This window comes from Georgenia soli (assembly GCF_002563695.1).
GTDB classification, from domain to species: domain Bacteria; phylum Actinomycetota; class Actinomycetes; order Actinomycetales; family Actinomycetaceae; genus Georgenia; species Georgenia soli.
In genome coordinates this window covers 285,067-299,619 of record NZ_PDJI01000004.1, presented here as the reverse complement: position 1 = coordinate 299,619, position 14,553 = coordinate 285,067, and the positions used below count along the sequence as shown (strand labels likewise).

11 protein-coding genes are annotated in these 14,553 nt (G+C 73.2%); 8 read left to right on the top strand and 3 right to left on the bottom strand.

Annotated elements, in window-relative coordinates; translation table 11 throughout:
- The first annotated feature begins 107 nt into the window (after window positions 1-107).
- On the top strand, window positions 108-1,751 hold the full coding sequence (locus ATJ97_RS02770; RefSeq protein WP_098482437.1) for a thiamine pyrophosphate-binding protein: 1,644 nt from the start codon (window positions 108-110) through the stop codon (window positions 1,749-1,751).
- 54 nt (window positions 1,752-1,805) lie between these two features.
- Here the strand turns inward: ATJ97_RS02770 and ATJ97_RS02765 are convergent, their stop codons facing one another.
- A complete protein-coding gene (locus tag ATJ97_RS02765) occupies window positions 1,806-2,198 on the bottom strand; it encodes a VOC family protein (protein WP_098482436.1) in 393 nt (130 codons plus the stop codon).
- 585 nt (window positions 2,199-2,783) lie between these two features.
- On the opposite strand from ATJ97_RS02765, the gene ATJ97_RS02760 reads away from it, so the two are divergent.
- The 7 genes from ATJ97_RS02760 (at window position 2,784) to ATJ97_RS02730 (ending at window position 12,120) form a co-directional block, all read left to right on the top strand.
- The gene (locus tag ATJ97_RS02760; protein WP_098482435.1) at window positions 2,784-5,132 is read left to right on the top strand and encodes a coiled-coil domain-containing protein; all 2,349 of its coding nucleotides are present in this window, start codon (window positions 2,784-2,786) and stop codon (window positions 5,130-5,132) included.
- Between the two features lie 210 nt (window positions 5,133-5,342).
- Window positions 5,343-6,113: a cyclase family protein gene (locus ATJ97_RS02755; RefSeq protein WP_098482434.1), complete on the top strand. Its 771-nt coding sequence runs from the start codon at window positions 5,343-5,345 to the stop codon at window positions 6,111-6,113.
- A 1-nt stretch (window position 6,114) separates the two neighbouring features.
- Window positions 6,115-7,809 (top strand): thiamine pyrophosphate-binding protein, encoded by a 1,695-nt coding sequence (locus ATJ97_RS02750; RefSeq protein WP_098482433.1) that lies wholly within the window; start codon window positions 6,115-6,117, stop codon window positions 7,807-7,809.
- 31 nt (window positions 7,810-7,840) lie between these two features.
- Window positions 7,841-8,266, top strand: coding sequence for a DUF1810 domain-containing protein (locus tag ATJ97_RS02745; protein WP_098482432.1), 426 nt, complete (start codon window positions 7,841-7,843; stop codon window positions 8,264-8,266).
- Between the two features lie 21 nt (window positions 8,267-8,287).
- The gene (gene rlmC, locus ATJ97_RS02740) at window positions 8,288-9,412 is read left to right on the top strand and encodes a 23S rRNA (uracil(747)-C(5))-methyltransferase RlmC (RefSeq protein WP_098482431.1); all 1,125 of its coding nucleotides are present in this window, start codon (window positions 8,288-8,290) and stop codon (window positions 9,410-9,412) included.
- 70 nt (window positions 9,413-9,482) lie between these two features.
- A complete protein-coding gene (locus tag ATJ97_RS02735; RefSeq protein ID WP_098482430.1) occupies window positions 9,483-10,616 on the top strand; it encodes a serine hydrolase domain-containing protein in 1,134 nt (377 codons plus the stop codon).
- A gap of 82 nt (window positions 10,617-10,698) precedes the next feature.
- The gene (locus tag ATJ97_RS02730) at window positions 10,699-12,120 is read left to right on the top strand and encodes a pyridoxal phosphate-dependent decarboxylase family protein (protein ID WP_098482429.1); all 1,422 of its coding nucleotides are present in this window, start codon (window positions 10,699-10,701) and stop codon (window positions 12,118-12,120) included.
- Here the strand turns inward: ATJ97_RS02730 and ATJ97_RS02725 are convergent.
- Together ATJ97_RS02725 and ATJ97_RS02720 are read right to left on the bottom strand one after the other, a co-directional pair.
- Window positions 12,117-13,640, bottom strand: a complete 1,524-nt coding sequence (locus ATJ97_RS02725; protein ID WP_143426854.1) for a SpoIIE family protein phosphatase — start codon at window positions 13,638-13,640, stop codon at window positions 12,117-12,119. The genes ATJ97_RS02730 and ATJ97_RS02725 overlap by 4 nt on opposite strands.
- Window positions 13,637-14,434 carry an alpha/beta fold hydrolase gene (locus tag ATJ97_RS02720; protein WP_483866791.1) on the bottom strand — a complete coding sequence of 266 codons (798 nt, stop codon included), beginning with the start codon at window positions 14,432-14,434 and terminating at the stop codon, window positions 13,637-13,639. Before ATJ97_RS02720 ends, ATJ97_RS02725 begins: the two co-directional genes overlap by 4 nt.
- Window positions 14,435-14,553 lie beyond the last annotated feature (119 nt).

The window sequence follows — 14,553 nt, the reverse complement described above, 5'->3', positions numbered from 1 at the left end:
ATGCGCCGCAGAGTCGCTCATTCCCGAGGGAGGGAACCAGGGCCGGACGTCGTCGACCGGTCCGACGGGCTCCCGCTCCTCGCACCATGAAAGGTCAGCCCCACGTCATGAGCACCGTCTCCGAAGTCGTCGCCGTCGCCGTCGCCTCACTCACCGACGACGTGTTCGCGATCATGGGCAACGGCAACGCGTACCTGCTGGACGCCCTGGGGCGGACGTCGGTCCGGGTGACTGCGCTGCGTCACGAGGCCGCGACGGTCGCCTCGGCGGACGCCTACCACCGGGTCTCCGGACGCCTGGCGGTCGCGACGACGACGTACGGTCCGGGCTACACCAACACCATCACCTCCCTCGCGGAGGCCGCGAAGGCAGAGACGCCCCTCGTCCTCGTCGTCGGCGACGCTCCCACCACCGGGCCCCGGCCGTGGGACGTGGACCAGCCCGGGCTAGCGGCCGCCGTCGGCGTCCCGACCTTCGTCGTGGATCGCGCCGCGCCGGGCCGCACCGTCGTCGAGGCCGCCTTCCACGCTCTGGCCCACAGGGTCCCCGTCGTTGTCGCGCTTCCGTACGACCTCGGGAACGTTCCTGCCGACGACGACGCCGTTCCGGCGCTGCCTGCGCTGCCGACGCCGCCGTCGCCGGCGCAGGAGGCGGTCGAGGAGGCGGCGCGCCTCCTCTCCGCGGCCGAGCGCCCCCTGATCCTGGCCGGTCGCGGCGCCAAGGGCGCCGCGTCGGAGGTGCGCAGGCTGGCCGACCAGCTCGGGGCCCTGACGGTCACGAGCGCGCCCGCGCGCGGACTGTTCGCCGGCCGGCCCTACGACCTCGGCGTGTGCGGAGGGTTCGCCTCCGAACCGTCCGCGGACCTCGTCCGCCACGCCGACGTCGTCCTGGCGGTCGGGGCCGGCCTCAACCAGTTCACCACCTCGTTCGGCTCCGCCTTCGGCCCGGACGCGCACGTCGTGCAGATCGACGTCTCCGCCGCTCCCACCAACCCGCGGGTCGACCGCCACCTCCGCGGTGACTCCCGGGTCGCCGTGCTCGAGCTGCTGCGCGTCCTGGAGGGGCACGAGCCCCCGGCACGGCCGTGGGGCGGGGCGGCCGCCCACGCGAGTGACAGCCGCCTGCAGCACGCCCGACCGGAGGGCGACGGCGTCGCCGCGGACGGGCGCCTCGACCCCCGGTCCGTCATGGGTCGCCTCAACACCCTCCTGCCCGCGAACCGGGTCGTGGTCTCCGACGGGGGGCACTTCATCGGCTGGGCGAACACGTACCTCGACCTGCCCTCGGCGGACTCGATCACGCTCGTCGGCACGGCGTTCCAGGCCATCGGCCTCGGCTTCCCGTCGGCACCCGGGGTAGCGGTGGCGAGGCCGGACGCGCTCACCGTCATGGTCACCGGTGACGGGGGCGGCCTCATGGGGCTCGCCGACCTCGACACACTCGTGCGGACGGCCCGGAGCGCCCTGGTGCTCGTGTTCAACGACGCCGCCTACGGCGCCGAGATCCACCAGTACGGCTCCCGGGGGCTGGACCGCACGGCGATGCTGATCGACGAGGTCGACTTCGCCACCGTCGCGCGCGGGATGGGCGCCGCTGGCGCCAGGGTCGACCGGCTCGAGGACCTCCGCGCCGTGGAGGAGTGGCTCGCAGCAGGAGCTCAGGGCACCTTCCTGGCGGACCTCCGCGTGTCGCAGACGGTGGTCGCCCCGTACATCGTGGAGATCGTCGAGCGCAGCCTCGTCAAGAAATAGGTCGACGCGGTCTGCGGCTCGGCTGCCGGGTCGGTCAGCTGCTCACTGCGCCGGCTACCTTGCCTGCTCGTCGGGCTGGTGAATGCCGAAGACGTTGCCCTCGGTGTCGAGGTAGTACCCCTGCCAGGCCATCCCAGGGAGCGCCTGCTTGGCCCGCACGACCGTTCCGCCCGCCTGCTCGACGGCGTCGTGGGTGGCGTCGAAGTCCTCGACGCCCACCGTGAGCACCGCGCCGACCACCGGCGCGCCGGGCGCGGGGGAGTCGCCCTGGCGCTGCATGATCGCGCCGTTGATGCCGGGCTCGTCCTCGCCGGTCAGCACGCCGAAGTACGGGGTGCCGGCGAAGTCGCTCCAGTCCTCGAAGGACCAGCCGAACACCGCGCCGTAAAAAGCCCGGGCGCGGGCGACGTCGGACGCGTGGATCTCGAAGTGCACGGGTCGGGGCATGGTGTCGCTCCTCGGTCGGTGCAGACGGTGCCGGGTGGGGCGGCAGTGCTGTGGCTCCAGCGTGCCGCCTCCGTCCGGACCGCGGCAACAGTCGGCGTTCCTCGGTCGCGGGGCCACCCTGCCTCACCCTCCCTCCTCCTCCAGGTTTCATCCGGTCCTCATCCGTCCATTTTTGCTCGCGGCGGGGTTCGCAGACGGTGTGCTTGTCCCTGCGGGACGGCGCCTGGAGGCGGATCCCGCCGGGGGCCCCCGCCGGGGTCTGTCGAAGGCACGAGGCACCGGGGGACCGTTCACATTGGCCGTGCGCATGCCTGACCGCTCGCTTCCGACGGCGACACCTCTGCCGGACCCGGCGGCCCGCCGTCCCGTGCGTCCGAGCAGACCGCCCGCGCGCTGCGTCGGAGCCGCCTAGGCGGGTACGGACACCAGCAGGCTCGGGGGCTGCTCGCCGCGACACCCCGGTCCTTCCCCAGCACGCATCGACGGGCGCGCGCCATTGGACGCCCGCACCGCACACGGATGCCGCGGCACGTCAGTCCCCGGGATCTCCGGGGCCCCCCATGACGCTTTCGACGAGGAGTTGCGTTGAACCCCCAGAACACGAAGAAGTCCACCCGCCGTCGGTTCACCGGATCGCTGCTGGTGCCCGGGCTGGCCCTCGGCCTGCTCAGCGTCGGCCTGCCAACGCAGGCCGTCGCCGCCCCGCCGGCCGGAACCCCCGGCGTCTGCAACGGCGTGGTGAACCAGCTGGCGCACCGCGGCTCGGTGCAGGCCAACCTGCTGAGGAACGCCGCGAAGAAGAACGCCGACCTGATCGCGCAGCTCCAGGCTGAGAAGGCCGGCCTCGAGACGAAGGCCGGCGGCCTCGAGTCCGAGATTGCGGGCCTCAACAAGAAGATCGCCGACCTGGAGGCGGAGGAGGCGTCGATCGACGCCGAGATCGAGGCGACCGGGACCGAGCTTGCGAACCTCAAGGCGCAGCAGCTCAAGGTGCAGAGTGGCATCGACTCCGCCAAGAAGAATCTGGCGGATCTGGAAGGTGAGCGTCAGGACGTCGACGCGGAGCTTGCCCCACTCCAGGAAGAGCTCGAATCTGCCGAGATGGCCCTGCAGGAGCTCCAGGCCGAGAAGACCGATCTCGACGCAATGATTGCCTCGGCCGAGGCAGCGCTGGAGGCGGCGCAGCGCGAGCTCGCGACGTCGCAGGACGCGGCCGCCGATGCGGCCGAGGAGATGGCGGCGAAGAGCATCGCGGTCACCGACGCCGAGGCGGCGCTGAGAGCCGCTCAGGACGATGAGGCGGAGGCCCAGGCCGCGGTGGAGGCGACCCGCGCCGCGATCGCCGCCGCCGAGGGCGAGCTGACGCAGCTCGAGGCGGACGGTCAGACCGCGGCGGAAGTACTGGCCGCCAAGCGGTCCGAGATCGCCGACGCCAAGGACGAGCTCGCCCGTCTGGAAGCAGCGGCAGACGCGGCCTCATCAGCGCTCGCCGAGAAGCAGGACGAGCTGACCTCCGCGCAGGCCGAGCTGACCTCGCGGAAGGAGGCCGCGACCGCCGCTTCCGCCGCGCTGGCGGCCAAGGAGGGACAGGTCGACGCGGCGAAGGCCGAGCTCGCCGGTCTCCAGCAGGACGCGGCGGCAGCCGCCGCCGCGGTCGTCGCCAAGCAGGGCGAGCTTGACGCGGTCCAGGCGCAGATCGGTGGCCTCAACAGCTCGCTGGCCGAGATCGAGGCGCAGATGTCGAGCAAGGCCGCGGAGCTCGCCACGGCGCAGGCGGAACTCAAGGCGCTTGAGAGTCAGAAGGCAGCGCTCGAGAAGGAGATCGCAGACCTCAACGATCGCATCAGTAAGTTCCCTCCGAAGTCCCAGGGTAAGGAGAAGCAGGAGTTGGAGGCCCTGCGTGACGCGAAGCAGGCCGAGCTCGCGAGCGTGAACGGCCAGATCAGCGACAAGACTGCGCAGATTGCTGGTCTGAACGGTGATCTGACGAAACTGCAGGCCCAGATCACTGACCTCAACAGGCGGCTCGCCAGCAAGCAGGCAGAGAGCAGCCAGCTGCAGGTGCAGCTGAAGGCCCTCCAGGATGCCGCGGACGCGGCCGGCGAGGCGGTCATCGCCACGTCGGCCGAGCTCGCGGAACTGCAGGCGCAGCTTCCCGCCCTGCGCACGGCGGTCACGGAGGCCGACGCCGAGGTCCAGTCGCAGACCGAGACGGTCGCGGCGATCCAGGCACAGCTGCCCGTACTCCAGGCTGCCGTCGACAGCACCAACGCCGCCGTGGGCGCCCAGGAGGATGAGATCGCCCGGCTGGAGGCGGCGCTGCCCTCGCTCGTCGCGGACCTGGAGGTGGCGGAGGCCGAGATCACCGCCAAGAAGGCACAGCTGGGCGACCTGCGTATCACGCTCGGTGAGCAGGAGTCGGCGCTCGACACGGCGCAGCGGGCAGTGGGGGAGCGGCAGAGCGTGCTCTCCGACGCCCGGCGGGATCTGGCCGACGCCGAGCGTGCGCTCCAGGAGGCCGATGCCGCCGTGGCTAGCAAGAAGATCGAGGTTGCCGGCCTCGCGCGGACCGTCGACGGCCTCCAGACCCAGATGGGGCAGCTCAACGACCAGATCACTGGGAAGGAGCAGGAGATCCTCGACCTCCAGACCCGCATCGCCCCACTGCTGAGCCAGCTCAAGGACCTCGACGGCCAGATCACGGCCGAAGAAGCCCTGCTGACGGAGCTCCAGACGGAGCTGAACAGCCTGGACAAGCAGGTTGTTGACGCCCAGGTGAAGCTGCGCGACCTGGAGAGCGCGAAGAAGCGGAACAACGACGCCATCAAGGATGCGAGGGCCCTGGTCCTCAATCTGCAGGCACAGCTGGGTGATGTTCAGAATCAGATCGCCATGATCGATGGGCAGATCGCCATCGGCGGCTGCGTCGCCTGATCGCCCAGTCGCCGTCTCTGCGCGGCGTCACCGCTGACCGGCGCGACCGTGCGTCGGAAGACGGGAGTGCTCGGCAACAGCAGGAGCCCCGACCGACTCGTTCGGTCGGGGCTCCTGGCGTTCCGAGACCGTCGCCCCCGCTCCGCCGCAGTTCCGCTATGTTCCCGATCACACTGCCGCCACCACCAACGCCGCCTCGATGGAGCCGACATGCCAGTCCTCACCGATCTCGTCACCGCGCTGTCCTCCGGGGCGGTGCGCGTCGTCGACCTCACCGCCCCGCTCTCCGACGAGACCCCGCTCCTCGAGCTGCCCGAGCAGTTCGGGCAGACGGCCCAGTTCCAGCTGGAGGAGATCTCCCGCTACGACGACCGCGGCCCGGCCTGGTACTGGAACAACTTCCGCACCGGCGAGCACACCGGCACCCACTTCGACGCGCCCAGCCACTGGGTCACCGGCGCCGAGGGGGAGAACATCGACCAGGTGCCGCCGACGGCACTGCTCGCGCCCGCCGTCGTCCTGGACGTCACCGACCGGGTCGCCGAGGACCCGAACTTCCTCATCGAGGTGAGCGACATCGAGAAGTTCGTCGCCGAGCACGGGGAGCTGCCGGCCGGCGGGTGGCTGCTGTGCCGGACCGGCTGGTCGGCACGCGTGACGCAGGAGGAGATGATCAACAACACCGAGACCGGCCCGACGAGCCCCGGGCTGTCCGCGGAGGCCGCCCGCTGGGTGGCGGAGGAGTCGCCGCTGCAGGGCATCGGCGTCGAGACGGTCGGCACCGACGCCGGCGCCGCCCACTCCTTCGAGCCCGCCTTCCCGTGCCACTCCTACCTGCTCGGCAACGGCAAGTTCGGGCTCGCCCAGCTGCAGAACCTCGACCAGCTCCCGCCCACCGGCGCCGTCATCCTCGCCGCCCCGCTCAAGATCGTCGGCGGGTCCGGATCGCCCGCCCGCGTGCTGGCCCTCGTCGAGGACTGACGTGCGGGTCAGCGAGGCGGTCGGCGCGGCCCTCGTCCAGCTCGGCGTGGACCACGTGTTCGGCGTCGTCGGCTCCGGCAACTTCCACGTCACCAACGCCATGGTGGCCGCGGGCGCACGGTTCGTCGCCGCCCGGCACGAGGGCGGCGCCGCCACCATGGCCGACGCGTACGCCCGCACCTCCGGGAGCCCCGCGGCGTTGAGCGTCCACCAGGGCTGCGGTCTGACGAACGCCATGACGGGCATCGCGGAGGCGGCCAAGAGCCGGACCCCGCTGGTCGTGCTGGCACCAGAGGCGACCTCGCCGACGTCGAACTTCGCCGTCGACCAGGACGCCCTCGCCCGCGCCGTCGGTGCGGTCCCGGCGCGCGTCACCTCGGCCGCGACCGCCGTGGCGGAGACGGTCGCGGCCGTCGCCACCGCGGTCCACGGCCGCCGCACCGTCGTCCTCAACCTCCCGCTCGACGTCCAGGACGAGGAGACGACGGCGCACCAGCCGGTCCGTCTGCCCGACGCGCCCGCACCCCGGGCGCCGGACCGCGAGGCCGTGGCCCGGTTCGCGGACGTCCTGCGGACCGCCCGCCGGCCCGTCTTCGTGGCCGGTCGCGGCGCCCGGTCGGCACGCGCGAGGGACGCCGTCGCCGCCCTCGCGGCGCGGTGCGGGGGCCTCCTCGCCACGTCCGCCGTCGCCAAGGGGCTCTTCCACGACGACGCCTGGTCGCTCGACGTCTCCGGCGGCTTCTCGACCCCCGCAGCCGCCGACCTCGTCCGAGGCGCCGATCTCGTCGTCGGCTGGGGCTGTGCGCTGAACATGTGGACCCTGCGGCACGGCCGGCTGCTCGGGGAGAGCGCCGTCGTGGTGCAGGTCGACGACACGGCCGAGGCCCTCGGCCGCCACCGCGCCGTCGACCTCGGCGTGCTGGGTGACGTGAGGACGACGGCGGAGGCGGTGCTGGCCGCCCTCGGGAAGGGAATCGCCGGCGAGGTCGGCCCGGGCGGCGCCGTGGGCTACCGCACGGAGGAGGTCCGCCGACGACTGGCCACCGAGGGCAGGTGGCGGGACGTCCCCGTGGAGGAGGGTGACGGCGGGGAGGAGACCCGCGTTGCGCAGCCCGGGGAAGCGGGGGAGCGCATCGACCCGCGGGTCCTGACGGCGGCCCTCGACGACCTCCTGCCCGCCGAGCGCGTCGTGGCCGTGGACTCGGGCAACTTCATGGGCTACCCGAGCATGTACCTTTCCGTCCCCGACGAGCAGGGCTTCTGCTTCACCCAGGCCTTCCAGTCCATCGGGCTGGGCCTGGCCACCGCCGTCGGTGCTGCGCTCGCACGCCCGGACCGGCTCCCCGTCGCCGCGCTCGGCGACGGCGGGGCCCTCATGGGCGCCGCCGAGCTGGACACCGTCCGCCGGCTGGGCCTGCCGATGGTGGTGCTGGTCTACAACGACGACGCCTACGGTGCCGAGGTGCACCACTTCGCCGGCTCCGGCGAGCCGATGGACACCGTCACCTTCCCGTCCACCGACATCGCCGCCGTCGGACGCGGGTACGGGTTCACGTCGGTGACCGTACGGAGCCTCGCCGACCTCACCGGTGTGCAGGACTGGCTCGCGGGCCCCCGCAGCACCCCGCTCCTGATCGACGCCAAGGTCCGCGGCGACCAGCCATCCTGGTGGCTGGAGGAGGCATTCGGGCACTGAGAGCGTTCAGGCACCGAGAGAGGAGATGGCCATGGAGGACCGGTTCGGGCTGGAACGCTTCGTCACCGCCCAGGACGACGGCGGAACCTACGACGCCGCGCTCGCCGAGCTCCGCCGCGGCCGGAAGACCAGTCACTGGATGTGGTTCGTCTTCCCCCAGGTCGCCGGCCTGGGGCACAGCCCGATGTCTCAGCGGTACGCCATCTCCTCCCTGGAGGAGGCGCGCGCCTACCTCGCGCACCCCGTTCTCGGGCCGCGGCTGCGGGAGTGCGCCGAGGTGGTGGCCGCGTCCGGGGCACCGAGCGCCGACGCACTGCTCGGCGGGATCGACGCCACCAAGCTCCGTTCCTCGATGACGCTGTTCGGGCGCGCCGCACCGGAGGAGCCGGTGTTCCGCCGGGTGCTCGACCGGTACTTCGGCGGTAGCGAGGATCCGGAGACGCTGACGCGGGTCTGACGCGCCTAGACTCGACGGGCTATGCAGTGCTCCTACTTCGACGCCGCGGCCTGCCGTTCCTGCACCCTCATGGGCCAGGCGTACACCGACCAGCTGGCCGCCAAGCAGCAGCACTGCGCCCACCTGCTCGCCGGGTACCCGGAGCTGAGCTGGCTGCCCGCCGTGCCGAGCCGTGAGTCGGGGTACCGGAACAAGGCGAAGATGGTCGTCTCCGGCACGGTGGAGGAGCCGACGCTCGGGATCCTCGACGCCGACGGCCACGGCGTGGACCTGACCAGCTGCGGCATCACCGCCCAGGAGCTGCGCGACACCTTCCCGTCGCTGGCGGCGTTCGTCACCCGCGCGCGGCTCACCCCGTACGACGTCCCGCGCCGCCGCGGCGAGCTGAAGTACGTCCTGCTGACCGCCTCGCCGGACGGCGAGCTCATGCTCCGCCTCGTGCTCCGTTCCACGGAGTCCGTCGTGCGGATCCGCAAGCACCTGCCGTGGCTGCTCGACGCACTGCCCCGCCTCGCCGTCGTCACGGTCAACCTCCAGCCCCAGCACAAGGCCGTCCTCGAGGGCGAGGAGGAGATCGTGCTGACCGAGCGGGCCACGCTGCGCATGCCGGTGGGCGACGCGGTCCTCCACCTGCGCCCCCAGAGCTTCTTCCAGACCAACACCGACATCGCCTCGGCGCTGTACCGGCAGGGCCGGGAGTGGGTGGACGAGGCGGACCCGGCCTCCGTGTGGGACCTCTACTGCGGCGTCGGCGGGTTCGCGCTGCACCGCGCGGGCCGGGGGCGGAGCGTGACCGGCATCGAGATCAGCGCCGAGGCGGTCGCCAGTGCCGAGACGAGCCGCGACGAGGCGGGGCTGGAGGGGCTGACGTTCCTGGCCGGGGACGCCACCGCCTTCGCGCTCGCCGCGCCCGGGCCGCCCGAGCTGGTGATCGTCAACCCGCCGCGCAGGGGCGTCGGAGCACAGCTTGCCGCGTGGCTGGAGACCTCCGGCGTGCGGCGAGTCATCTACTCCAGCTGCAACGCGCGCTCGCTGGCGTCGGACCTTGCCGCGATGCCGTCGCTGCGCCCGACCAGGGCCCGCGTGCTCGACATGTTCCCGCAGACCACCCACTACGAGGTCATCACCCTGCTCGAGCGCGCCTGAGGGTCTGGACCGCCCGCGGGCGCGACGCGCATGATGAGAAGGCCCCCAGCGTCGCGGCGAGGAGTGGGCCATGGCACCGTCACGGCTGTTGGTGGCGGCGGCGTCCGCGGCGCTCGCAGCGGCGCTGGTCGCATGCACGGGCGGGCCGCCCGGCACGGCCCCTGACGAAGGACGCGCCACGCCGTCGTCAGGTACGCCGTCGGCCCTGACCGGTGGCCTGGGACCCACCCTGGTGGAGACCCTCGCGCACGACCCCTCCGACCGCGGGCTCGACCACGTCCGGGCGTTCCTCGTGCTCCAGGACGGCCGGCCGGTCTTCGAGCACTACCGGGAGAGCACGCCCGAGGCCACCTACGACGTGGACGCGGTGACCATGAGCGTGGTGTCCGTCCTCGTCGGCATCGCCATCGACAAGGGGTACATCGAGGGCCTCCAGCAGACCCTCGGCGAGCTGCTCCCGGAGTACTCCGGCTCGATGTCCGAGGACGTCGCCTCGGTCACGGTGGAGGAGCTCCTGACGATGACCGGCGGGCTGCTGGACGAACCCATGGACCTCGGCGGCCCGGGGGACGTGGTGGCCCAGGTCCTGGCGGACGGGCTGAGCTTCCGGCCCGGCGACCGGTTCGTGCACTCGAGACGCAGCGCCCACCTCCTCTCGGCCGTCCTCGCGGAGGCGACGGGCTCGACCGTGCTCGAGTTCGCCCGCGAGCAGCTGTTCGACCCCCTGGGCATCGTCTCCGAGCCCGCCGCGGAGCCGGCGGCGGTCGAGCGCGGTTCGTCGGCCTACGACCGTGCCGGGTTCGCCTGGCCGGTGGACCCGCAGGGCCGGCACCTCGGCGCCGCAGGGCTGAAGATCACCGCGTCCGACATGGCGCGGGTGGGTCAGCTCATGGCCGACGGCGGCCGCAGCGGCGGGCAGCAGATCGTGCCGTTCTGGTGGGTCGCCGAGTCGACGAGCAGGCAGGTCACGAGGTCCGGGACCTTCCGTGCGACGAAGGGGTACGGCTACCAGTGGTGGGTCGCGACGGCGGACGGCCACCGCGCCTTCGCCGCGCTGGGCCACGGCGGTCAACTCATCGAGGTGGTGCCCGAGCTCGACCTCGTCGTCGCCGTCGCGAGCTCCGTGCCGGCCGGGGACCCGCTGGAGGCGACGGCGCTCCTCGCCCTCGTCGACGACGTGGTGGCCCCGGCTCTCGCCCGTTGAGACGCTCTCGCCGGGGACCGTTCCCCCTCGCGGACGGTCCGGCGGGAGCATGCTGGGGGTCCCGGCGACGAAGGAGTCCAGCATGGAGACGACGCAGCGGCCCGCGGACCGCGGACAGGGGAGCGTCACGGCGACCGACCTCGACGCCGCCCTCGAGAGCGCGTACGCGCACGCACGGGCCTGGCTCGGGACCCTCCCGGACCGACGGGTGCCGCCACGGGTCGGGGTCGACGCCGTCGCCGAGGAGCTCGGGCGCGCTCTGCCGGACGGGCCCACGGACCCGGCCGCCGTCGTCGTCGACCAGCTCGTCGCGGCCTGCGAACCGGGGCTGACCGCCATGCCGTCGGGACGCTTCTTCGGGTTCGTCGTCGGGGGGACGCACCCGGCGGCCCTGGCGGCCGACTGGCTGGTCAGCGCCTGGGACCAGAACGCCGTCCTGCGGCAGGTCACGCCCGCGGTGGCGGCGGTCGAGGAGGTCGCCGGCAGGTGGCTGCTGGAGCTGCTGGGTCTGCCCGCCGGCAGCTCCGTCGGGTTCGCCACCGGGGCCACGACCGCGAACGTCGTCGGCCTGGCGGCCGGCCGGGACGCCGTCCTGCGCCGGGCTGGCTGGGACGTCGAGCGCGGCCTCGCCGGCGGGCCGCGCGTGCGCGTGGTGGCAGGTGCCGAGCGGCACGCGTCCGTGGACCTCGCGCTGCGCTACCTGGGCCTCGGGCTGCCCGAGACCGTGGACGTCGACGACCAGGGCCGCGTCCGGCCCGACGCGCTGCGACGCGCGCTGGCGGAGGGGCGGCGCGGCGAGCCCACGCTCGTGGTGCTCCAGGCCGGCAACATTCACTCCGGCGACTCCGACCCCTTCGCCGAGTGTGTCCCCCTGGCGCACGACGCCGGAGCCTGGGTGCACGTCGACGGCGCCTTCGGGCTGTGGGCGGCGGCCGCACCGGGTCTGCGGCACCTCACCGCCGGGGTCGAGCTCGCCGACTCCTGGGCGACCGACGCCCACAAGACGCTCAACGTCCCGTACGACTGCGGCGTGGCCGTCGTCCGGGACGCGGAGGCCGCGCGCACCTCCATGGCCGTGCACGGGGCGTACCTCGTGCAGGACGTGGTCGGCGACCCGCAGGAACGGGTCCTCGAGCTCTCGCGGCGCGCCCGGGGCGTCCCGGTGTGGGCGGTGCTGCGCAGCCTCGGACGCGACGGCGTCGCCGAGCTGGTGGAGCGTCTGTGCGTGCGGGCCCGCCAGCTCGCCGAGGGCGCCGCCCGCCTCGACGGCGCGGAGGTGCTCAACGACGTGGTCCTCACCCAGGTCTGCGTGGCGTTCGGCGACGACGGACGGACCCGCCGGGTGGTGGAGCGGCTTCTCGAGGAGGGCACCACGTGGATGACCGGGTCCGTGTGGCACGGGCGGGCGGTGCTGCGGATCTCGGTCAGCAACTTCTCCACCACCGAGGGCGACGTCGCCCGCAGCCTCGACGCGCTCGCCCGGGCGGTGGCCGCGGCGGGCTAGGGGAGGGGCGCCGGTCCCCGCCAGGTCAGGAGGAGCAGGCACACGTCGTCGTGGCGCTCGCCCGCCGGGACGAGCCGCTCCATGAGGATCCCGGGAACCTCGCTCGCAGGCCGCCCGCCCTCCGCGGCCGCGACGGCGGTGAGCTCGTGCAGGCCGGCCGCCAGCGGCCGGTCCCGGCGCTCCACGAGACCGTCGGTGTACAGCAGCAGCTGGTCGCCCGGGCCGAGCTCGAGCACCGCCTCGGTCCGGCCGGCGGGCAGGGCGAACCCGAGCGGGGTCGAGCGCCCCTCCCACACGAGGCGCGCCGCGCCGTCGGCGGAGGTCAGCAACGGTGGGAGGTGACCGGCGCTGGCGTACCGCAGGTGCCCGGTGGTCAGGTCCAGCTCCCCGTACGCGAGGGTCGAGAAGCTCGCCTCGGGGACGTGCTGGACGAAGCGGTCGAGGCCGACGAGCACCTCGGCGGGTTCGATCCCGGAGGCCGCGAGGGCTCGCACAGCGCTGCGCAGCTGCCCCATGGCGGCGGCTGCCCGCAGCCCCCGTCCGACGACGTCGCCCACGACCACGGCGAGGACCGAGTCGGTCACGAGGAAGGCGTCGTACCAGTCACCGCCCACCTCCAGGGACTCGACGCCCGGGTTGTACACGGTCGTGACCTCGAAGCGCTCGTCCGTGGGAACGGCGGCCGAGAGCAGCGACTGCTGGAGCTGGTGAGCCACGGCAGCGCTGCGTTCGTAGAGGACCACGCGGTCCAGCGCGAGGCCGGCCTGCTGCCCGACGGCGGTCAGGACGGGCAGGTCCACCGGGTCCGCACCGGCACCGTCGAACGGGAGCAGGGAAAGGACCCCGTGCACGTCCGTGCGTCCGCGCAGCGGCACCAGCACGCGGCCCTCACGGCTCTCGGCACCCCGGCCGAAGCTCGCCGGCGCGGGACCGGCGCTCTCGAGCGTCTCGCCGGAGGAGGCCCGGGGCAGGAAGGTCCCGGTCTGGTCCCGCAACCAGCACGTGCCGGCCGCCGCGCCGAAGGACCGGGCGGCGGCGAGCAGCGCCTCCGCCACGGCGTCGGCCCCGGCTGCGCCGGAGAGGGCGGCGGTGACCTCCTGGAGGACCCGGGTCCGGGAGGCGGCGCGTTCGGCCTCCCGCCGCGCGTGGAGCAGCTCTCGCTCGTACCGTGAGCGGTCGCTCGCCCCCGAGAGGGCGACGTGTACCTCGGTCCCTCCGCCCGGTGCGGGCGTGGCGACGGCGGAGAGGAGCACCGGCACCCGGCCGCCCGGTCCGCGCAGCTCGAGCGCCACCTCGTCGACCCGGCCCTCGGCGTGCAGCAGCGGCGAGAGGTGGGTCTCCCAGTAGATCCGGCCGCCCACCGACAGGAGCAGGTTCAGGCGGAGCTGGCCGACGACCTCCGCCGACGAACGGCCGACCCAGTCGAGGAAGGTGCGGTTGGCGTCGAGGATGAGGCCGTCCCCGTCGAGGGTGAGCAGTCCGCTCGGCAGGACGTCCCAGGCGGTGGCGCGGTCGCTCACGCGGCGAGGTAGGACTTCATCGCCGTGACGAGCTGGTCGGGGGCGCTGAGGTTCGGGCAGTGGCCCACCGCGTCGAGAAGGACCATCTCGCTCACGGGCAGCCGGTCGTTGACGTAGGCGCCGACCTGGGGCGGTGCGATGACGTCCTCCCGGCACTGGACGACGAGTGCGGGGGTCCGCACGTCAGGCAGGTCGGCACGGTTGTCGGAGAGGAAGGTGGTGCGGGCGAAGCGGCGGGCGATGTGCGGGTCCGACCGGCAGAAGCTGTCGGTGAGCTCCTGCCCGAGCTCGGGGCGGTCGGGCCTGCCCATGATGACCGGCGCCAGGTGGGCGGACCAGCCGAGGTAGTTGTCGTCCATGGTGTCCAGGAGCTCCTCGATCTCCTCCTGGCTGAAGCCGCCCCGGTAGTCGCCGTCGTCCATGTAGCGCGGGCTCGGGCCCACGAGCACCAGACGGTCGAACAGGTCAGGGCGGTCCCGCGCGGCAAGGACGCCGATCATGGCGGAGACGGAGTGCCCGACGAACACCGCGGGCCCGGCGTCGAGGGCGTCGAGGATCTCGACCACGTCCTGCGCGTAGCCCTCGAGCCGCGAGTGGCGCACGGTGTCGTACGCCGACGCGTCGGAGCCTCCGGCGCCGACATGGTCGAAGAGCACCACGCGGTGCGTCGCCTCGAACGCGGGCGCGACGAACCGCCACATCTGCTGGTCGCAGCCGAAGCCGTGGGCGAAGATCATCGGCGGTCCCGCCGGGTCGCCGCAGACCCTGACGTTGTTGCGTAGCAGCACATTCACGTCTGCGACCCTACGGGAACACCGGTCCGGCGGCGCACACTCCCGGTCCGGCGGCGCACACTCCGGCCCGGCGGCGCGAACCTCCTCCGGCCGACGCGGCAGACTTCTTCTCGTGATCC

Bases quoted from the DNA above. Each gene is read 5' to 3' on its own strand.
- ATJ97_RS02770 (WP_098482437.1), top strand. From the start codon at position 108: ATGAGCACCGTCTCCGAAGTCGTCGCCGTCGCCGTCGCCTCACTCACC.
- ATJ97_RS02765 (WP_098482436.1), bottom strand. From the start codon at position 2,198: ATGCCCCGACCCGTGCACTTCGAGATCCACGCGTCCGACGTCGCCCGC.
- ATJ97_RS02755 (WP_098482434.1), top strand. From the start codon at position 5,343: ATGCCAGTCCTCACCGATCTCGTCACCGCGCTGTCCTCCGGGGCGGTG.
- ATJ97_RS02745 (WP_098482432.1), top strand. From the start codon at position 7,841: ATGGAGGACCGGTTCGGGCTGGAACGCTTCGTCACCGCCCAGGACGAC.
- rlmC (WP_098482431.1), top strand. From the start codon at position 8,288: ATGCAGTGCTCCTACTTCGACGCCGCGGCCTGCCGTTCCTGCACCCTC.
- ATJ97_RS02735 (WP_098482430.1), top strand. From the start codon at position 9,483: ATGGCACCGTCACGGCTGTTGGTGGCGGCGGCGTCCGCGGCGCTCGCA.
- ATJ97_RS02730 (WP_098482429.1), top strand. From the start codon at position 10,699: ATGGAGACGACGCAGCGGCCCGCGGACCGCGGACAGGGGAGCGTCACG.